We start from the raw sequence: 17,521 nt of genomic DNA, 5'->3' as shown, positions 1-17,521 counted from the left end.
AGCCGTGACCTCAGGCGTCATGCCCTTCGCCGTACCCCTGATCGGGACGCCGATGCGAACCGGGCTGCGGCAGGCGGTCCACCAGCTTGCTCAGCGTGCCGTTGGCGAACGTCGCGCCGAGCGCCGAGCCGGTGGCGATGGTCCAGCCCACCGGGCCGAGCGGGGTGCAGCCGAAGAACTGGCTGACACCCGGTGTCTGCACCACCGCCACGAGCACACCCACCGACGCGGCGGCGGCGGCGAGCACGCTGGGGCTGGTGCCGCCGGCCAGTACGGTCTGCCCGAGCTGCGTGCCGACCAGCGAGGCGAGCGCGACGGTGCCGGCGCGCCGCTGGGTGCCGGTCCACCTGGCGATCGTCCAGCCGGCGGTCGCGCCCAGCGTGGTCGACGCCGCGCGCAACCCGATCTCCCGGGTCATGGTGACGCCGAGCGAGGAGTCCGGCCCCTCCCGCAGCAGGTGTTCGGCGCTGTCGTCGGCGGGCGGGCGGACCGCGATGGCGAGCGCGGGCGCCAGGTCGGTGAGCAGGTTGACCAGCAGCAGTTGCCGGCCGTTCAGGGCGGACCGGCCGGTCGCGGCGGCGGTCAGCACGCTGAACGCGATCTCGCCGAGGTTGCCGCCGACCAGGATGCTCAGCGCGTGCCGTACCGACGACCACATGGCCCGTCCCTCGACGAGCGTGGCGATGATCGTCTCCAGCCGGTCGTCGGTGACCACCAGGTCGGCGGCGGCGCGGGCGGCGGGAGTGCCCCGCTGGCCGAGCGCGATACCGACGTCGGCGAGCCGGATCGCCGGAGCGTCGTTGGCGCCGTCACCGGTCATCGCGACCGTGCGGTCCTGGCGCTGCAACGCCTGGATGATCCGTACCTTGTGGGCGGGCGTGCAGCGTGCCACCACGTCGGTGGCCATCAGGCGCTCGGCGAGCGCGGCGTCGTCCAGCCGGTCCAGGTCGCTGGCCGTGACCACGCGCTGCCCGCCGTCGTCCGGGCTGATCGTGGCGGCGATCGCCTCGGCCGTGGCCGGGTGGTCGCCGGTGATCATGACGGTGTGCACGCCCGCCGCCCGGATCCGGGCCACCGCCGGCCGGGCGCTCTCCCGCACCCCGTCGGCGAGCGTCAGGAAACCCACGAAGACCAGTCCGTCGACCTGCTCGTCGCTGACCTGCTCGGTGGCGACCGGGCACTCGGCCACGGCGAGGATGCGGTGCCCGGCGCCGGCCCGCCCGGCCAGCATGGCCTGCACCTCCTCGCGTCCGGCCGCATCAAGCGGCCGGTCACCGTCGGCGGTGCGCCGGGACGCGCAGCGCGGCAGCACCGACTCGGGTGCGCCCTTCACGCTCAGCAGCAGCCCGTCGGCGGTGCGGCCGACGGTGGCGCTGTAGCCGCGGGACGGCTCGAACGGCAGCCCCGCGGTGGCGGTCCAGTCCGCCGCCCCGGTCCGCTCGGCCACCCCGGCGGCGTCCGCGCCGTGGCGTACCGCCCGGTCGGTCTGCTGCGGCAACTCGTCCGGGTCGGCCGCGGCCGGGGTGGCCCGCACCGCCGCCGCCAGCGTCGACCGGAGCGGCTCGTCGAGATCGTCCAGCGCGGCGAGCCGGCCGTCGCCCGTACCCACCCCGGCCAGCAGCAGCTTCCCCTCGGTGAGCGTGCCGGTCTTGTCGAAACAGAGCACGTCGACCCGGCCCAGCGCCTCGATGGTCCGGGGGTTGCGGACCAGGGCGCCGTGCTCGGCCAGCCGCCGCGCCGCCGCCAGCTGCGCGGCGCTGACCAGGAACGGCAACCCCTCGGGCACCGACGCCACAGCCAGGTTCGCAGCGGTCGCCGCCGTTTCGGCAAGGGGTACGCCCCGAAGCAGCCCCGCGCCGGCCACCGCGATCGCCGAGGCGGCGGCCAGCGGTACGGCGCTGCTGGTCAGCTTGCCGAGCCGCGCCTCCACGCCACTGGCGGGCGGGGCCTGCCGGGCCATGGCGAGGCTCCGCCCGGCCTCCGTCTCCGCGCCGGTCGCCACCACCACTGCGGTGCCGTGCCCGGCGGCGACAGTGGTGCCCTCGAACAGCATCGAGTGCCGTTCGGCGATGGCCGCCGCGACCACCGGTTCCGGGCTCTTCGCCACCGGTAGCGACTCGCCGGTCAGCGACGACTCGTCCGCCTCCAGCCCGTCGCTCGTCAGCACCCGGCAGTCGGCCGGTACGGCGTCCCCGGAGCTGACGGTGATCACGTCGCCGCGTACCAGCTCCTCGGCGGGCACCACCCGCTCCTCGCCGTCGCGCAGCACCCGGGCGGTGACCGCCGAGCGGGACAGCAGTTCGGCCAGGGACCGTTCGGTGTTGCGCTGGTGCACCGCGCCGACCAGCGCGGATCCGCCCACCACACCACCGACCAGGGCCGCGTCGACGAGTGAGCCGAACGCGGCGGAGAGCACCGCCCCGGCGGCCAGCACCGGGGTGAGCGGGTTGGACAGCTCCTCGACGAACGAGCGGAGCAGCCCCGCCGGCCCGTGCTCGTCCCCGACCTCGACACGCCGCCGGCGGGCCGCCTCGTCCTCGGTCAGCCCGGACGGGCCGGTGTCGAGCTGGTCCAGGACGGTCTGCGCCGGCATGAGATGCCAGGCGGTGAGCGCGGGCATCGGGGCGCCGGTACGGTCCGGCAGCCGGTGCGCCCGGAACACGCCGTGCGCGAACGCGAGCGCCGCCGCGCCGTTCACCGCCGCCAGGGTCGGGCGGGGCAGTCGTCGCCGGTCGGCGGTGAACGCGCCGAGCGCGCCGAGCCCGCTGCCGGCCATGGCGATCCGGATGTTCTGCTCGGTCATCCGGCGGGCCACCCCGGCGGCGTCGATGAGCAGGGCCGGCACCCGCAGGTCGTCGCCGACGAGCAGGTGCGCGCCCCACGGCGGCAGGTCGTCCGGGCCGTACACGCCGAGACCGCAGTCGGACGCGGCGAGCGCCGACCGCTCACCGGAGACCACCATCACCACCGCGCCCTCGCGTTGCAGGTCGTGCACCGCGTCGGCGAGCCGGGAACCACCGGGTACGAGCAGGTCCGCGAAGTCGTACCGGCCGTCGTCCGCGCCGCCGACCACGAGCCGCAGTCCCGCCTGGCGGGCGGCCGACGCCAGCGCGTCCACGCCGGGCGCGGGCTCCGGCTCGACCCGCAGTACGGCGGCGAGCCGGCCGTTCTCGGTCAGCCCGAGCAGCCGTCCACCGTCGGCGCGCAGCCGGGCGCTGTCCGGGGTGTCCCCGGGATCGTCGGCACCGAGGCGGTCCAGCGGGCCGATCCGCCAGCCGTCGTCGGCGCGTACCGCATCCGGCTCGTCCGGGTCGAACAACGCGAACGCCCGGGCGGCGACCTCCCCGGTGTCGGCGTCGGCCAGCGGCGCGAGATCGGCCAGGACGCCCCGGTGCGAGCCGAGCACCGCCGCGTCAAGCACCACCGTGTCGATCCGGTCCAGTTCCCGCAGCACGCTGCGGTCCATCGCGATCACGCCGCGCCGGGCGAGCATCCGGCCGAGCTGGGCGCCGTAACCCTCGCGGCCGGAGCCGGGCGCCTTGGGCAGCGAGGACAGCGCCAGCGCGGCGGCCCGCTTCGGCCCCAGCACCGGGAGCGCCGCCGCCCCGGCGACTGCGCCGGCCGGAAGCACCCGCTTGGCGTATCGCTCGGCCTGCCCGTCCGGCACCGGGCACGGCCGCTCGCCGTCCGGCACCCGGGCGACCGCGTGCTCCGGGTCGCCGGTCAGGCGCGGCTCGGCCCGCCGCCACGCGGCCAGCTGTGCACCCGCCTCACCCCACTGCACGACCCGATGCGCGCCGTCGAGCACGATCCCGGCCCAGCCTCCGGTCAGACCCTGCACCACCGCTTCGGCCAGCGGGAACAGCAACACGGCGCGAGGGTCGGCGCGGATGCCGCGCCCGGCCAGCGCGTGCAGCTTCGGGTGCAGGTCGACCGCGCCCAGCAGCCCGGCCACCTCGGCGGGAATCGGGGTCAGCGGCAGTACCCGGGTGGCAGCGGAGATGCCCAGTCCGAGCACGTCGGACAGCAGCGCGCCGAACGTCCGGGCGGTACGTGGGCCGTCCTCGGGCGGCTGCGGCGGTTCGATCTCCGGGTCCGGCTCGTACGGGCAGGTCCGCTCGACGCGCGCCACCGTGGCGATCAGGTCGCGCAGCTTCGGCGCCGGATCCCCGGTCGCCACCACCACGCGGCCGGACGGCGCGTTGACCCGCGCCCAGGTGACGCCCGGCATCGACTCCAGCGCCGCCTCGACCTGGCGGGCCAGCCGGTCGCCGCCGTCCTGGCAGACGCCGTGCACCTCGATGTGGTGGCGGCCGCCCTGCGACCAGACCCGGCGGCTGGTCAGCCCGGTGAGCCGGGCCAGCCGGGTCGCCGCAGTGCCGACGCTCCCCGCCACCTCGGTGATGCGGGCCGGCACGGCGTCCGTGGGCAGGGCCGACCCGACGGTACGCGCGACGCGCGCGGCGGCCTCCGGCACGACCGTCGGCGACAGCAGGAGGCCGGCGAACCGTCCCAGCGCCATTTCGCCTCCCGGTCTCGTCCCGGCGGCCCGACTTCCCGGCGCGGCGTCCGTTATGCCACCCCGACGGCAGAAGTTTCCGGCGTCGGCACACCGTTCCCGCGCCGACGAGACGCGCGCCACAGTTGACCTCAACCGGGGGTGAGGTCCGAGGCTGAACGCCATGACCAGCACCACCACCGCCGTACCGGCTGACCCACCCGCCGACCTGTGGTCGCCGCGCCTGCGGGCGATGACGGTGGGCAGCGTCGCCCTGGTGTCCCTGCTCGCGTTCGAGGCGCTGGCGGTCGGCACCGCCATGCCGACTGTGGCGCGCAGCCTCGACGGGCTCGGCCTGTACGCGCTGGCCTTCGGCGGCCCGTTCGCCTCCGGCGTGGTGGCGATGGTCGCCTCCGGCATCTGGTGCGACGCGCGGGGGCCGCGCCCGGCCATGTGGCACGGGGTCGTCTGGTTCGTCGCCGGGCTGGTGGTGGCCGGCGCCGCGACGACCATGGGGGTGCTCGTCGTCGGGCGGGTGGTGCAGGGCTTCGGCTCCGGACTGGTCTCGGTGGCGCTCTACGTGGTCGTCGGTCAGGCGTACCCGGAGCAGTTGCGACGGCGGATCTTCGCCGCGTTCGCCGCGGCGTGGGTGGTGCCGTCGCTCGTCGGCCCGGCGCTGGCCGGACTGATCGTGGAACACCTGGGCTGGCGGTGGGTGTTCCTCGCGGTGCCGGCGGTGGCGATCCCGGCGGCGCTGCTGGTCCAGCCGGGGCTGCGGGCGCTGACCGGCACCGTGGCGACCCGGCCGCCGGCGGGCGCCCTGGCCCGGATCGGCTGGGCCTGCGGGGCGGGGGCGAGCGCCGCACTGCTGCACTACGGGGGGCAGCAGCGCGGCGCGCTCGCCGCCGGCCTGATCGCCGTGGCGCTGGCCGGGTTGCTCGCCTGCGTACCGCACCTGCTGCCGGCCGGTTTCCTGCGCGCGGCACGGGGACTGCCGACCGTGATCGGGCTGCGCGCGCTGGCGTCGGCGGCGTTCGTCGCGGCCGAGGTGGTGATCCCGCTGATGCTGTCCCGGGAGCGCGGTTTCTCGCCCACCGGAGCCGGCCTGGTGCTGACCGTCGGGGCGCTGTCCTGGTCGGTGGGTTCGTGGATCCAGGGCCGGATCGGCTCACCCCGCTCGGCGGCGACCCTGCCCCGGGCCGGGCTGGCCTGCATCACGATCGGTACGGCAGGCGTGGCGTCGGCGCTGGTGCCCGGACTGCCGGTGCTGCCGGCCGTTCTCTGCTGGGCGGTGGCCGGGCTGGGCATGGGTCTGCTCTATCCGTCGCTGTCGGTGCTCACCCTGGAGCAGTCCGCCCCGGCCGAGCAGGGCCGCAACAGTTCCGCGCTGCAGCTGGGCGACTCACTCGCCGCCGCCACGGTGCTGGCGCTCACCGGCGCGGTCCTGGCCGCCGGTTCGTCTCCCGGCCCGGCCGGCTACGCGACCACGCTGGCCGTGGCGGCCGCCTGCGGCCTGCTCGGCCTGGCGCTGGCCGGGCGGGTCGCCCCCCGCCTGACCGCCTGACCGCCCCACCCCCGGCCGCCTGACCGCCCCACCCGCCCCACCCTTCCCCCCGCCCGCCCCTCCCGGTTGATCAAGGAGTTTGTGTCAGATTCCGGGCCGCTATCCGACCACAAACTCCTTGGTCAACAACGGGAGGGCGAGGGGAGCGTAGAGGTCGGGCGGCTGTCACGATCCGGGTCGGCGTTCCGTCCCACCGTGGAGCCGCGGCCTACCGCCTGCGGCAGGGTGGCCGAAACGGCTGTGTGTGAGCGGGAGGAGTGGCGATGCGGGTGCTGGTGACCGGGGCGACCGGGCGGCTCGGGCGGGTGGCGGTGCCGCGGCTGCGGGACGAGGGCTTCACGCTGCGTGCGACGAGCCGCCGGCCGCGTACCGGGGACGGGGTCGAGTGGGTGGCCGCCGACCTGGCCACCGGCGCCGGGCTGGCGGAGGCGGTCGCCGGGGTGGATGCGGTGCTGCACCTGGCGTCGTCGCCGAACCGGCGTACCCACGACATCGACGTGCTCGGCACCCGCCGGCTCGCCGTGGCCGCCGGTAACGCCGGGGTGCGTCACCTGGTCTTCGTGTCGATCGTCGGCGTCGACCGGGTGCCGCTGGGCTACTACCGGCACAAGCTCGCGGCCGAGCAGGTGGTGGCCGCCGGGCCGGTGCCGTGGAGCGTGTTGCGGGCGACCCAGTTCCCGGAGTTCCTGGCCGGGCTGCTCAGCGGCGCGAGCCGCCTCGGCCCGGTGATCGGGGACCGGGCGGTGCTCGCCCAGCCGGTCGACCCCGGTGAGGTGGCCGACCGGCTCGCGGTCCTGCTGCTGGCCGGGCCGTCGAACCGGGTGGAGGACTTCGGCGGACCGGAGGTGCTGCGCTTCGACGAGGCGGCCCGGGCCTGGCTCGCGGCGCGTCGGGTACGCCGTCCGCTGCTGCCGGTCCGGATTCCGGGCCGGCTCGGGCGGGAGTTGCGCGCGGGTGGTCTCACCACGACCGCCGCGCCGACCGGCACCCGGACCTGGGCCGACTACCTCGCGGACACGTACGGGGGAACCGGCGGAAGATGAGAACCGGTCGGGTCCGCACCGGCCTACGGTGACTGCATGCTGGTCTTCGTCGCCACAGTGCTCCTCTATGTCTTCGGTTTCGTCTTCCTCTACGGCGTGATCCGGGTCGGCGTCCGGCACGGCATCGAGGACGCCGAGGCGAACCGTCCCGAGGTGCTGCGCCGCCGGCAGCTCACCACCACCGAGAGCCGGGACTTCGCCCAGGAGAACGCCTTCCTCACCAATCCCAACTGAAGGGCTCAGGCGGGGCCCGGCGGGTCGATCCGCCGGGCGGGTGCGAGGATCGCGGCATGATGGGGACGCTGAAGACGGAGTCGGCCCGTACCCGGCTCGACCTGCTCGCCCCGCCGGTCGCCGCCGCGGTGCAGGTGTGGCCGGACGAGGCCCCGGTGGACGTGGACGACGTACTGGTCGCCCCGATCGACGCCGACCTGGCCGACACCGCTGCCTTCTGCGAGGCGTACGAGGTGGGGCTGGAGGAGTCGGCCAACTGCGTGGTGGTGGCCGGTAAGCGCGGCGGCGAGACCCGGTACGCGGCCTGTGTCGTGCTCGCCACCACCCGCGCCGACGTCAACGGCGTGGTCCGCAAGCTGCTCGACGTGCGCAAGGCGAGCTTCGCGCCGATGGCCGAGGCGGTCGAGTTGAGCGGCATGGAGTACGGCGGGATCACGCCGATCGGCCTGCCGGCGGACTGGCCGATCCTCGTCGACTCCCGGGTTATCGCCACGCCGCACGTGATCATCGGATCGGGCGTACGGCACAGCAAGATCGCCCTGCCCGGGCCGGCGCTCGGCGCGCTGCCCGGGGCGAGGGTGGTGGAGGATCTGGCCAGGCCGGCCTAGGTTCTCATCCGCATCGATCTTGTTCCACGTGAAACATCAGGCCGCCGCTTCGCGCTGCGCCACCTCGCGCAGCGCGGCGAGCAGCGTCTCCGGCTCCTGGGCGCCGGTGACCGCGTACTTCCCGGCCAGCACGAACGTGGGCACGCTGGAGACGCCGAGCTGGTGGGCGGTGCTCAGGTCGGCGGCGACCTCCCGGCGGCCCAGGTTCGACTCCAGGTACTGCCGCGCCTCGGTCTCGTCCAGGCCGGCCTCGCCGGCCAGCGTGACGAGCGCGTCGATCGAACCGACGTCGACGCCGTCGTGGAAGTGCGCCCGGTAGAGCCGCTCGACCATCTCGGCGGAGCGGCCGTGCTCGGTGGCGAACCGCACCAGGCGGTGCGCGTCGAAGGTGTTCGCGGCCACTGCCCGGTCGAACCGCAGGTCGAGGCCCGCACCCGCGGCGACGCCCGTCACGTGCGCGGCCATGCCCTCGGCCTTGTCCCGCCCGCCGAACTTGTCGCCGAGCGCCTCCAGCAGCGGCCTCGGCTCGGTGACCGGCGTCGGGTCGAGCTGGAACGGCCGGAACCGGACCGTCACCTCGCCGTCGTACGACTCCAGGGCCTGTTCCAGCCGGCGCTTGCCGATCCAGCACCAGGGGCAGACCACGTCGGCGTAGATCTCGATGTCCATGACCAGCGACAACCCGCAGCTCAGGAGATCTGTTCCCGGACCTGGCGCTTGAGCCGGGCCAGGATGGCGGTGCCGCCGCGTACGCGCAGCGGGCTGATCGCCTGCGCCAGGCCCATCCGCTGGTAGAGGTCGTCCGGTACGGCCAGCACCTCCTCGGCGCTCGCCCCGGCCAGCCCTTCGGCGAGGATGCCGGCGAACGCCCGGGTGGTGGGCGCCTCCGGCGGGCAGTCGAAGACGGTGCTCACGGTCTTGTCCGCGTTCACCTCGGCGCGCAGGAAGAACGCGGTCTGGCACTCGGGAACCTGCTCCAACTCCTCCCGGTTCACGCCCTCGGGCAGGGGCGGGATCACGTCGGCGAACTCCAGCAGCATCTCCAGGACGACGTCGCGGGGCGCGGCGGCGAACTCGTCGACGATCTCGGCCAGCTTGGTCGGCATCTCGGGCATGGGTCGAGGCTATCCGCCGCCGCGCGTCGCCACCCGGCGGTGCCGAGCGAGGCCCCGCCGCGCGTGCGGTGCCCGCGCTCACACGTTCGGTGCGGCCTCGCTGATGTCGCTGAGCGCCGACTGGGGGTCGAGCCGCATGGCGAGGTCTCCGAGGGAGACGATGCCGACGAGCTTGCGGTCGCTGTCGCACACGAGCACCCGGCGGATGTTGCGCTCGCGCATCAGCGCCGCCGCCTCGTTCGCCGTGCAGTGCTGCTCGATCATCACCACCTCGCGGGTGATGATCGAGCCGATCGTGGTGGTGCCGGGGTCGGCGCGCTCGGCCACCGCCCGGACCACGATGTCGCGGTCGGTCAGCATGCCGGCGAGCGTGGCGCCGTCGGTCACCACCACGTCGCCGATGTCCGACTCCTTCATCACCCGGGCCGCCTCGTCCAACGGGGTATCCGCCGAGAGGTAGACCACCTGCCTGGTCATCACGTCACTGACGCGGAACATGAGAGCCTCCGAAAGCTTCGGTAGATCCGTCTGCGGTACCCGGTGGCGCGCTCGCTACACCCCGTCGCGGCGCGTCGCGCCCACCTCGTCGCGCAGGCGCTCCACGATGGCCTCCACCGGCAGTTCGGTGCGCTCGCCGGTGGCCCGGTCGCGCAGTTCCACGTACCCCTCGGCCAGGCGGCGGCCGACCACGACGGCGCGCGGGATGCCGATCAGCTCGGCGTCGGTGAACTTCACCCCGGCCGACACGTGCGTGCGGTCGTCGACCAGCACCCGCAGGCCGGCGGCGGCGAGGCGCCCGCCGAGGTCGAGCGCCGCGTCGAGCTGCGGCCCCTTCCCGGCGGCGACCAGGTGTACGTCGCACGGCGCGACAGCGGCCGGCCAGACCAGCCCCCGGTCGTCGTGGTGCTGTTCGGCCACGGCGGCGACCGCCCGGGACACGCCGATGCCGTAGCAGCCCATGGTGGGCCGGACCGGCTTGCCCTCGGGGCCGAGCACGTCGACCGCGAACGCGTCGGTGTACCGGCGTCCGAGCTGGAAGATGTGCCCGACCTCGATGCCCCGCCGGATGGTCAGCTCGCCGTCGGCGCAGGCCGGGCAGGGGTCACCGGGCCGCACCTCGGCCGCCTCGATCGTGCCGTCCGGTACGAAGTCGCGCCCGCACACCACGTCGGTGGCGTGCCGGCCCGGCTCGTTCGCCCCGGTCAGCCAGGCGGTACCGGGCACCACGCGGGGGTCGACCAGGTAGCGGATGCCGTGCTTGGCCAGGATCTGCGGCCCGATGTAGCCGCGGACCAGCTCCGGGTGCGCGTCCCAGTCCTCGAAGACCGCCACCGTGGCCGGGGCCAGCACCGCCTCGACCCGCTTGAGGTCCACCTCGCGGTCGCCGGGCAGGCCGATCACCAGCGGTTCGGCGTGCTCGGCGCCGGGCCGGCGGACGGTGAGGACCACGTTCTTCAACGTGCCGGCGGCCGTCCAGCCGGTGCGCCCGCCCAGCTTCCGGGTCTCGGCCAGCTCGACCAGGGCGGCGATGGTCGGCGTCTCCGGGGTGTCGTGCACCTCGGCGGGCGGATGCACGTCGGGGTCACCGGCGGCCGGGGCGCGGGTCGCCACCGCCTCGGTGTTCGCCGCGTAGTCGCAGGCGGTGCAGCCGACGAACGTGTCCTCACCGACGGGCGTGGCGGCCAGGAACTCCTCCGACGCGGACCCACCCATCGCGCCGGACATCGCGTGGACGGTGGTGAAGTCCAGCCCGAGCCGGGTGAAGACGCGCTCGTAGGCGCCCCGGTGCCGGTCGTACGCCGCCTGGAGCCCGGCCTCGTCCAGGTCGAACGAGTAGGCGTCCTTCATCAGGAACTCGCGCCCGCGCAGCAGACCGGCCCGGGGCCGCGCCTCGTCGCGGAACTTGGTCTGGATCTGGAACAGCGTGACCGGGAAGTCCCGGTACGAGGTGAACAGGTCCTTCACCAGCAGCGCCGCCAGCTCCTCGTGGGTCGGCGCGAGCAGGTGCTCGGCGCCCTTGCGGTCGGCGAGCGTGAAGATGTCGTCCCCGTACTCGGTCCACCGCCCGCTGGTCCGGTACGGCTCGGCCGGGAGCAGCGCCGGGAAGTGCACCTCCTGGTCGCCGATCGCGGTCATCTCGTCCCGCACGATCGCGGTGATCCGGTCCAGCACGAGCTTGCCCAGCGGCAGCCAGGTGTAGCCGCCCGGCGCGGCCCGGCGGACGTAACCGGCGCGCAGCAGCAGCCGGTGGCTCGGCACCTCCGCGTCGGCCGGGTCCTCGCGCAGGGTCCGGAGCAGCAGGGTCGACATGCGCAGCAGCATTGCCGCAGCGTACGGCGAGCGCGTGCGGCCGGGCGATCCCTTTCCGCGCGCTCGTGCCGGGTGAGGCTGTCGCAGGTGCGGGGTAGAAGGGTGGCATGGCTGAGCGACCGCTGTTGAAACTGACCAGCATCGTGCTCGACGCGCCGTCCGCACAGGACCTGGCCGCGTTCTACGAGCGGTTGCTCGGCTGGTCCCGCCGCGAGGACGAGTCGGACTGGGTGGTGCTGGCTCCGCCGGAAGGCGGCACCTGGCTGGCGTTCCAGGACGAGCCGGCCTACGTGCGCCCGGTGTGGCCCGCCGGGCCCGGCGACCCGCCGATGATGACCCACCTGGACGTCAAGGTCGACGACCTGGAGGCCGCCTCGGCGTACGCGGTGTCGGTGGGCGCGACGGTGGCCGACTTCCAGCCGCAGGACGACGTCCGGGTGCACCTCGACCCGGCCGGCCACCCGTTCTGTCTCTATCTCTGACGGGTGACCGGCTCTCGCGATCGGCTAGCTGGCCTTCGTGCGGTAGATCGCTGTCGCGGCGGCGTAGGCGGCCAGGAGCAGGCCGGCGCACCAGGCGAGCGCGATCCAGACGTCGTTGCCGACGGGTTGCTGAGCGAACAGCGCGCGGAGAGTGTTCACGATCGACGTCACCGGCTGGTTGTCGGCGAACCAGGCGACCGGGCCGGGCATCGAGTCGGTGGGGACGAACGCCGAGCTGATGAAGGGCAGGAAGATCAGCGGGTAGCTGAAGGCGCTCGCGCCGTCGACGGTCTTGGCGGACAGACCTGCGATCACGGTGACCCAGGTGAGGGCGAGGGTGAACAGGATCAGGATGCCGGCGACGGCGAGCCAGCCGGCCACCGATGCGCCCGTCCGGAATCCCATGATCAGTGCGACGCCTGTGACGATCACGAGCGAGGCCAGGTTGGCGACGAGTGAGGTCAGGACATGCGCCCAGAGCACGGCGGGCCGTGGGATCGGCATCGACTGGAAGCGCTCGAAGATGCCGCCCTGCATGTCGAGGAACAGGCGGTACGCCGTGTAGGCGATGCCGGACGCGATCGTGATGAGGAGGATGCCCGGCAGCATGTAGTTGATGTACGACTCGCCGGATCCGGTGTTGATGGCTCCACCCAGCACGTACACGAAGAGCAGCATCAGCGCGACGGGGGTGACCGCCGTGGTGATGATGGTGTCCGGGCTGCGGAGGATGTGACGCAGGGATCGGCCGGTGAGGGTTCCGGTGTCGCTCAGGGCGTGGGTGGTCATCGGGATTCCTCTCCTGCGGACACGGCTGCCTTGCCGGCGGTCCTGCCGGTGTGGCCCACGAGGGCGAGGAAGACGTCCTCAAGGGTCGGCTGCTTCTCGACGTACTCGACCTTGGCTGTCGGGAGGAGCTGCTTCAGCTCGGCGAGAGTGCCGTTCTGGATGATCGTTCCCTCGTGCAGGATCGCGATCCGGTCGGCGAGTTGCTCGGCCTCGTCGAGGTACTGGGTGGTGAGCAGGATGGTGGTGCCGTCCTCGGCGAGCTGCCGCACCGTCTGCCAGACCTCGATGCGGGCCTGCGGGTCGAGGCCGGTGGTCGGCTCGTCGAGGAACACGACCGGCGGGTTGCCGACGAGGCTCATCGCGATGTCCAGCCGCCGGCGCATGCCGCCGGAGTACGTCCCCGCCCGGCGGTTCCCGGCGTCGGTGAGCGAGAAACGGGCCAGCATGTCGTCGGCGATCGCACCCGGATTCTTCAGGTGGCGGAGCTTCGCGACCAGGACCAGGTTCTCCCGGCCGGTGAGCACTTCGTCGACGGCGGCGAACTGACCGGTCAGGCTGATCGACTTGCGTACCTCGGCGGGAGCCGAAGCGACGTCGAAGCCGTGGACGGTCGCGGTGCCGGTGTCCGCCTTCAGCAGCGTCGACAGGATCCGCACGAGCGTGGTCTTTCCGGCGCCGTTCGAGCCGAGCAGGGCGAAGATGCTCCCGGCCGTCACCTCGAAGTCGACGCCCCGCAGCACGTGCAGGTCCTTGTAGGACTTGGTGATGCCCCGGACCCGGATGGCGGGTTCGCGCGTCGTGGCGGTCATGCGAGTTTCTCCCCGCTGTTGCCGGCGGCGTCGTCGATCGCCTTCCGGAGGCGCTCGCGCTCCTTGTCCATCCACTGCCTGCCGGAGTACGCAGACACGAACGTCTCGGCGAACTCGACGGGGTCGTCGCCGACGATCGCGCGGACGGGCGTGCCGTCGGCGACCGCGCGCTCCCAGAGGTCGACGGAGTCGCCGAGCATCGCGACGAGCGTGTTCCCGTCGACGATCCCGCCCTGGTACATGAAGTACCGCTGGAGGGCCTTGGCCGCGCTGCGATGGGGTTCCGGCAGGGCCTCCATGCGGGCCGTGTGCCGCTTGTACTGCTTCTTCTGGTCGAGCGATCCGACGAGCGTCTCGATCCACTTCGCGGCCATGCTCATGCTCCTTCGGGGTGCTGGTCGTCGTTGTCACGAAGGTGGTCGATGCGCTCCGCGAGGACGCTCCACGTCCGCCAGAACTCGGCGAGTTGCTCCCGCCCCTTCGCGTTGATCGAATACACCTTCCGCGGGGGCCCCTTCTCGGAGGGAACCTTCTCCACGTCCACGAAACCGCGTTGCTCGACGCGGACGAGCAGCGCGTAGATGGTGCCTTCCGCGATGTCCGAGAATCCGCGGTCGCGCAGCCAGGCGGTGATCTCGTAGCCGTACGCGGATCGGCGGGCCAGGATGGCCAGGACGATGCCTTCGAGAGTGCCCTTCAGCATCTCGGTCATCTGGTTGCCCATGTCCTCGTCTCCTCGCTATTCAGCGTCGCTGAGTACCAGTAGAAAGTAACACTAGGTACTGGTAGCTAGCAACGCTGAATACCGGCGGATCTCGGAGAACCACTTCCGCTACGTTCGGCGGATGACCACCACTCCGTCGGCTCGCGCCGTGAGCCAGTACGCGACGACCACCGGCAACCTGAGCGCCCGCATCGCGCTGCACTCGTACGGCACGAACCCGCAGGACTGGTTCGCCTGGCTGGGCGAGCGGCTGCCGCTGACCGGGGACGTGCTGGAGGTGGGCGCCGGCACCGGCGAGCTGTGGCGCCGGGTCGGCCGTCGTGGCCGGCTCACCCTCACCGACTTCTCGCCCGCCATGTGCGCGTGGCTGCGCGAGGTCCCCGGCGCCCGGGTGCTGCGCTGCGACGCCACGTACCTGCCGTTCCGTGCCGGCGTCGCCGACGCGGTGATCGCCAACAGCATGCTCTACCACCTGGACGACCCGGACGCCGCGCTGCGCGAGTTCGCCCGGGTGCTGCGCCCCGGCGGGCGGCTCGCGGTCGCCGTGAACGGCCGCGACCATCTCGCCGAGCTGGACGCGCTCGGCCCGGTGATCGGGCGTCCGGACCTGGCCGTCCGGTTCCACGACCGGAACGACGTCACCGCCGAGGCGACACCCGCCCGGGTCACCGCCCACTTCGACGACGTGACAGTCGAGCGCTACCCGGACGAACTGGTGGTGCCCGCCGCGGAGCCGGTCCTGGCGTACATCGCCAGCATGATCGGGCCGCTCACCGCCGCGCAGGAGGAGGCCGCCCGCGCCGCGATCCAGGCCCGTATCGACGCCGAAGGCGCCTTCCGGGTACGCAAGCACACAGTGCTGATCAGCGCGGCGCGCGGCTCCCGCTGAGCCGGACGAAGGTGCGCCAGGCGTCGGGCGTGAAGGTGAGCACCGGCCCGGCCGGATCCTTGCTGTCCCGCACCCCGACCATCCCGGCCAGATTGTCCGCCACCTCGACACAGTCGCCCTGGGTGCCGCTGCGGGTGGACTTCCGCCAGATCGCTCCGGTCAGCTCCACGAGGTCATCACGTCCTTCATCAGCTCGACCGACTGCTGGCGCGGCAGTGCCTCGCTGCGGACACTCTCCCATCTGGACAGCAGGATGGCCACGTCCTCGTCCTTGTCGACGACGACGCCGCCGAGTTGGTTCTCCAGGTGACCGACCCAGCCGCCGTCTGTTCCCCGGGCCAGCGCGAACGGTCCGACCAGGCCGACGTGCATGGTGACCGAGGCCGGCACGATGTGGATGGCGACGTGCGGGCGCTCGGCGCACTCGACGAGGTGCGCGATCTGCTCGGCCATGAGTCCGCGGTAGCCCTCGTCGGCGCGGCGCAGGACGGACTCCTCGATGACGGCGATGTACTTCGGGCGACCCGGGTCGGACAGGATGGACTGTCGGTCCAACCGCACTCCGAGCCGCCGTTCCACCTCGTCATCGGTGATCAGGTCATCCGTGCGGATCATCGCGCGGGCGTAGTTCTCGGTCTGGAGCAGTCCGGGCACCAGGGTCGGTTGGTAGGTGCGCAACTGCTGCGCCTGGCGTTCGGCTTCGAGCCAGGGGCGGAACCAGCTCGGCTGGCCGTCGCGCTCTGCCAGCTTGAGCAGCGACATCAACAGCCCGCCGGTGCCGAGCACCTCGTCGGCCCGGGTGAGGAAGAACCGGTCCAGCGGCCGGTGGCCCAGCTCGACCGCCGACACCTGGGAGCCGGAGAAGTGCACGAGCCTCCCGAACTCCTCCTGGCTCAGCTCGGCCCGCAGTCGCAGCCGCCGCAGTTGCGCGCGGATCAGCTCGGCGGTCGGCTCGTTCTCCACACGCCCTCCTCAGACTGCCGCCGGTCTCCCGGCCTCTCCCCGGACCGGCCGCGACGACTTCCGAGCGTAGTGGTGTCCTCAGCAGACTGTCACGCATGAACCTTCCCGTACCGCGGCTCGGGCCGTACCCCGATCGGCCCCGCCCCTACCCGCCGGCCCACCCGGCCCACCTGCCGATCCGGCCGCTCTGGCTCTGCCGCGCCTGCGGCGGACCGTGGCCCTGCGCGCAGGCCCGCCTGCTGCTCAAGGTCGAGTACGCGGACCATCCCGTCGACCTGGCCGTCTACCTGTCCGGGCTCTACCACGAGGCCACCCACGACCTGTTCCGCCTCAACCCGCACGACGGGCCGACCCCGCGCGAGCTGTTCGAGCGGTTCGTCGGCTGGGGCCCGTACCGGCGGAGCATCACCGATACGATGCCCGCGACATGACAGCGCCCGGGGACTTCGACCTGACGACGGACGAGCTGCGTGAGGTGGCGCGGTACGCGGTCCGGCACGCGGAGGACGTCCTCCCGGTCTACGAGCGGGCGGTTCCCGGTGACCCGCGCCCCCGCGCGGCTGTCGACGCGGCCTGGACGTTCGTGCGCGGGGCCGCCCGGACGAAACTCCAGCGGGTCACGTCCCTCGACGCGCACCGGGCCGCCCGGTCCGCGCCCACCGAGGCCGCGCGCCTGGCCGCCCGGGCCGCCGGTGACGCCGCGGCGGCCGCGTACCTGCACCCGATCGCGAAGGCCACCCAGGTCGGCCACATCCTGCGGGCCGCCGCCAACGCCGCGCGCGTCGCCGAATTGGAGGCGGGCGGCGACGAGACCGCCGGCGCGGCGCTGCTGGAACGATCCCGGCGGCTCGCCACGCCCGTGCTCGTCGATGTGCTCCGCCGCTACCCGCCGGTGACCGGCGGCGGCAGCCGGGTCGCCCGGCTGATGAGCACCCTCGACCACGACCTGCGCCGCGCCGGACCGGAGGCCGCGCCGTGATCCTGCCGAAGATCCGCGATCCCCGGTTCACCACGATCCGCCGGGGCGGCACGCTCACCGACGAGCACCACCACCTGCTGGCGCTCTGGGCCGCCACCTGCGCCGAGCACGTCCTCGGGCTGTTCGAGGCGGTCCGGCCGGAGGATCCGCGTCCGCGCGAGGCGATCGAGCACGCGCGGGCCTGGGTGCGGGGCGAGGTCAGGATGATGCAGGCGCGCGCGGCCGGCGGGCACGCCATGGGCGCGGCCCGGAACCTGCGCGGGGCGGCCCGCAACGCCGCGTACGCCGCCGGTCAGGCCGCCGTCGTGGCCCACGTGGCCGCCCACGAACTCGGCGCCGCCGCGTACGCGATCAAGGCGGTACGCGCGGCGGCGCCCGCCGGTCTCGGCGAGGCGGCCGGGCGCGACGAGTGCCGGTGGCAGCGCGACCAGCTCCCGGCGGAGATCCGCGAGCTGGTCCTGGACGACCAGCGGCTGCGCAACGACATCTGCTGGTCGGTCTTCGACTGCTGACG

20 protein-coding genes are annotated in these 17,521 nt (G+C 73.6%); 9 read left to right on the top strand and 11 right to left on the bottom strand.

Annotation, left to right across the window (positions count from 1 at the left end; translation table 11 throughout):
- Nucleotides 1-10 precede the first annotated feature (10 nt).
- Complete coding sequence (locus ABIH81_RS08125; protein WP_349879736.1) at nt 11-4,522, bottom strand: HAD-IC family P-type ATPase; 4,512 nt, start codon at nt 4,520-4,522, stop codon at nt 11-13.
- Between the two features lie 160 nt (nt 4,523-4,682).
- Between ABIH81_RS08125 and ABIH81_RS08120 the strand changes: the two genes are divergently transcribed.
- The 4 genes from ABIH81_RS08120 (at nt 4,683) to ABIH81_RS08105 (ending at nt 7,947) form a co-directional block, all read left to right on the top strand.
- Nucleotides 4,683-6,062, top strand: coding sequence for an MFS transporter (locus ABIH81_RS08120; RefSeq protein WP_349879735.1), 1,380 nt, complete (start codon nt 4,683-4,685; stop codon nt 6,060-6,062).
- Between the two features lie 263 nt (nt 6,063-6,325).
- Complete coding sequence (locus ABIH81_RS08115) at nt 6,326-7,105, top strand: NAD(P)H-binding protein (RefSeq protein WP_349879734.1); 780 nt, start codon at nt 6,326-6,328, stop codon at nt 7,103-7,105.
- Between the two features lie 36 nt (nt 7,106-7,141).
- Complete coding sequence (locus tag ABIH81_RS08110) at nt 7,142-7,339, top strand: hypothetical protein (protein WP_349879733.1); 198 nt, start codon at nt 7,142-7,144, stop codon at nt 7,337-7,339.
- A gap of 59 nt (nt 7,340-7,398) precedes the next feature.
- A complete protein-coding gene (locus tag ABIH81_RS08105; RefSeq protein WP_349881039.1) occupies nt 7,399-7,947 on the top strand; it encodes a YbaK/EbsC family protein in 549 nt (182 codons plus the stop codon).
- A 36-nt stretch (nt 7,948-7,983) separates the two neighbouring features.
- Here ABIH81_RS08105 and ABIH81_RS08100 read toward each other — a convergent pair whose 3' ends face one another.
- The 4 genes from ABIH81_RS08100 to ABIH81_RS08085 form a co-directional block, all read right to left on the bottom strand.
- Nucleotides 7,984-8,616, bottom strand: a complete 633-nt coding sequence (locus ABIH81_RS08100; RefSeq protein ID WP_349879732.1) for a DsbA family oxidoreductase — start codon at nt 8,614-8,616, stop codon at nt 7,984-7,986.
- A 20-nt stretch (nt 8,617-8,636) separates the two neighbouring features.
- Entirely contained in the window at nt 8,637-9,062 is a 426-nt protein-coding gene (locus tag ABIH81_RS08095) for a SufE family protein (RefSeq protein ID WP_013283255.1), read from the bottom strand.
- A gap of 78 nt (nt 9,063-9,140) precedes the next feature.
- Entirely contained in the window at nt 9,141-9,560 is a 420-nt protein-coding gene (locus ABIH81_RS08090; protein WP_349879731.1) for a CBS domain-containing protein, read from the bottom strand.
- 54 nt (nt 9,561-9,614) lie between these two features.
- Nucleotides 9,615-11,384 (bottom strand): proline--tRNA ligase, encoded by a 1,770-nt coding sequence (locus ABIH81_RS08085; protein ID WP_349879730.1) that lies wholly within the window; start codon nt 11,382-11,384, stop codon nt 9,615-9,617.
- Between the two features lie 95 nt (nt 11,385-11,479).
- On the opposite strand from ABIH81_RS08085, the gene ABIH81_RS08080 reads away from it, so the two are divergent.
- Nucleotides 11,480-11,854, top strand: a complete 375-nt coding sequence (locus ABIH81_RS08080; protein WP_349879729.1) for a VOC family protein — start codon at nt 11,480-11,482, stop codon at nt 11,852-11,854.
- Between the two features lie 24 nt (nt 11,855-11,878).
- Here ABIH81_RS08080 and ABIH81_RS08075 read toward each other — a convergent pair whose 3' ends face one another.
- From ABIH81_RS08075 to ABIH81_RS08060, 4 genes are read right to left on the bottom strand one after another with little or no spacing between them, the layout of a single operon-like run.
- Nucleotides 11,879-12,643 (bottom strand): ABC transporter permease, encoded by a 765-nt coding sequence (locus tag ABIH81_RS08075; protein WP_349879728.1) that lies wholly within the window; start codon nt 12,641-12,643, stop codon nt 11,879-11,881.
- Nucleotides 12,640-13,452, bottom strand: coding sequence for an ATP-binding cassette domain-containing protein (locus ABIH81_RS08070; RefSeq protein ID WP_349879727.1), 813 nt, complete (start codon nt 13,450-13,452; stop codon nt 12,640-12,642). The genes ABIH81_RS08075 and ABIH81_RS08070 overlap by 4 nt, the downstream gene beginning before the upstream one ends.
- On the bottom strand, nt 13,449-13,826 hold the full coding sequence (locus tag ABIH81_RS08065) for a DUF1048 domain-containing protein (RefSeq protein WP_349879726.1): 378 nt from the start codon (nt 13,824-13,826) through the stop codon (nt 13,449-13,451). The genes ABIH81_RS08070 and ABIH81_RS08065 overlap by 4 nt, the downstream gene beginning before the upstream one ends.
- Before the next feature lie 2 nt (nt 13,827-13,828).
- Nucleotides 13,829-14,176, bottom strand: coding sequence for a PadR family transcriptional regulator (locus ABIH81_RS08060; RefSeq protein WP_349879725.1), 348 nt, complete (start codon nt 14,174-14,176; stop codon nt 13,829-13,831).
- A 121-nt stretch (nt 14,177-14,297) separates the two neighbouring features.
- Between ABIH81_RS08060 and ABIH81_RS08055 the strand changes: the two genes are divergently transcribed.
- Nucleotides 14,298-15,065 (top strand): class I SAM-dependent methyltransferase, encoded by a 768-nt coding sequence (locus ABIH81_RS08055; protein ID WP_349879724.1) that lies wholly within the window; start codon nt 14,298-14,300, stop codon nt 15,063-15,065.
- On the opposite strand, the gene ABIH81_RS08050 is transcribed toward ABIH81_RS08055, so the two are convergent.
- Together ABIH81_RS08050 and ABIH81_RS08045 are read right to left on the bottom strand one after the other, a co-directional pair.
- On the bottom strand, nt 15,040-15,234 hold the full coding sequence (locus tag ABIH81_RS08050; protein WP_349879723.1) for a DUF397 domain-containing protein: 195 nt from the start codon (nt 15,232-15,234) through the stop codon (nt 15,040-15,042). The genes ABIH81_RS08055 and ABIH81_RS08050 overlap by 26 nt on opposite strands.
- The gene (locus tag ABIH81_RS08045; protein WP_349879722.1) at nt 15,225-16,028 is read right to left on the bottom strand and encodes a DUF5753 domain-containing protein; all 804 of its coding nucleotides are present in this window, start codon (nt 16,026-16,028) and stop codon (nt 15,225-15,227) included. Before ABIH81_RS08045 ends, ABIH81_RS08050 begins: the two co-directional genes overlap by 10 nt.
- 95 nt (nt 16,029-16,123) lie before the next feature.
- Between ABIH81_RS08045 and ABIH81_RS08040 the strand changes: the two genes are divergently transcribed.
- Genes ABIH81_RS08040 through ABIH81_RS08030 form a run of 3 tightly spaced genes read left to right on the top strand, consistent with a single transcriptional unit; the run spans nt 16,124 to nt 17,519 of the window.
- The gene (locus ABIH81_RS08040; RefSeq protein ID WP_349879721.1) at nt 16,124-16,459 is read left to right on the top strand and encodes a hypothetical protein; all 336 of its coding nucleotides are present in this window, start codon (nt 16,124-16,126) and stop codon (nt 16,457-16,459) included.
- Complete coding sequence (locus ABIH81_RS08035; protein ID WP_349879720.1) at nt 16,456-17,007, top strand: putative immunity protein; 552 nt, start codon at nt 16,456-16,458, stop codon at nt 17,005-17,007. The genes ABIH81_RS08040 and ABIH81_RS08035 overlap by 4 nt, the downstream gene beginning before the upstream one ends.
- Complete coding sequence (locus ABIH81_RS08030) at nt 17,004-17,519, top strand: putative immunity protein (RefSeq protein ID WP_349879719.1); 516 nt, start codon at nt 17,004-17,006, stop codon at nt 17,517-17,519. Before ABIH81_RS08035 ends, ABIH81_RS08030 begins: the two co-directional genes overlap by 4 nt.
- The last annotated feature ends 2 nt before the right edge of the window (nt 17,520-17,521 follow it).

Origin of the sequence: Micromonospora sp. HUAS YX12 (genome assembly GCF_040215685.1) — a bacterium.
GTDB lineage: Bacteria > Actinomycetota > Actinomycetes > Mycobacteriales > Micromonosporaceae > Micromonospora > Micromonospora tulbaghiae.
The sequence above is the reverse complement of the archived record's forward strand: the minus strand, read 5'-3'. Positions and strand labels throughout refer to the sequence as shown.

What these genes read in the sequence shown, in the direction of transcription:
- ABIH81_RS08125 (WP_349879736.1), bottom strand. Translation starts at nt 4,522, where the DNA reads ATGGCGCTGGGACGGTTCGCCGGCCTCCTGCTGTCGCCGACGGTCGTG.
- ABIH81_RS08120 (WP_349879735.1), top strand. Translation starts at nt 4,683, where the DNA reads ATGACCAGCACCACCACCGCCGTACCGGCTGACCCACCCGCCGACCTG.
- ABIH81_RS08115 (WP_349879734.1), top strand. Translation starts at nt 6,326, where the DNA reads ATGCGGGTGCTGGTGACCGGGGCGACCGGGCGGCTCGGGCGGGTGGCG.
- ABIH81_RS08110 (WP_349879733.1), top strand. Translation starts at nt 7,142, where the DNA reads ATGCTGGTCTTCGTCGCCACAGTGCTCCTCTATGTCTTCGGTTTCGTC.
- ABIH81_RS08105 (WP_349881039.1), top strand. Translation starts at nt 7,399, where the DNA reads ATGGGGACGCTGAAGACGGAGTCGGCCCGTACCCGGCTCGACCTGCTC.
- ABIH81_RS08100 (WP_349879732.1), bottom strand. Translation starts at nt 8,616, where the DNA reads ATGGACATCGAGATCTACGCCGACGTGGTCTGCCCCTGGTGCTGGATC.
- ABIH81_RS08095 (WP_013283255.1), bottom strand. Translation starts at nt 9,062, where the DNA reads ATGCCCGAGATGCCGACCAAGCTGGCCGAGATCGTCGACGAGTTCGCC.
- ABIH81_RS08090 (WP_349879731.1), bottom strand. Translation starts at nt 9,560, where the DNA reads ATGTTCCGCGTCAGTGACGTGATGACCAGGCAGGTGGTCTACCTCTCG.
- ABIH81_RS08085 (WP_349879730.1), bottom strand. Translation starts at nt 11,384, where the DNA reads ATGCTGCTGCGCATGTCGACCCTGCTGCTCCGGACCCTGCGCGAGGAC.
- ABIH81_RS08080 (WP_349879729.1), top strand. Translation starts at nt 11,480, where the DNA reads ATGGCTGAGCGACCGCTGTTGAAACTGACCAGCATCGTGCTCGACGCG.
- ABIH81_RS08075 (WP_349879728.1), bottom strand. Translation starts at nt 12,643, where the DNA reads ATGACCACCCACGCCCTGAGCGACACCGGAACCCTCACCGGCCGATCC.
- ABIH81_RS08070 (WP_349879727.1), bottom strand. Translation starts at nt 13,452, where the DNA reads ATGACCGCCACGACGCGCGAACCCGCCATCCGGGTCCGGGGCATCACC.
- ABIH81_RS08065 (WP_349879726.1), bottom strand. Translation starts at nt 13,826, where the DNA reads ATGGCCGCGAAGTGGATCGAGACGCTCGTCGGATCGCTCGACCAGAAG.
- ABIH81_RS08060 (WP_349879725.1), bottom strand. Translation starts at nt 14,176, where the DNA reads ATGGGCAACCAGATGACCGAGATGCTGAAGGGCACTCTCGAAGGCATC.
- ABIH81_RS08055 (WP_349879724.1), top strand. Translation starts at nt 14,298, where the DNA reads ATGACCACCACTCCGTCGGCTCGCGCCGTGAGCCAGTACGCGACGACC.
- ABIH81_RS08040 (WP_349879721.1), top strand. Translation starts at nt 16,124, where the DNA reads ATGAACCTTCCCGTACCGCGGCTCGGGCCGTACCCCGATCGGCCCCGC.
- ABIH81_RS08035 (WP_349879720.1), top strand. Translation starts at nt 16,456, where the DNA reads ATGACAGCGCCCGGGGACTTCGACCTGACGACGGACGAGCTGCGTGAG.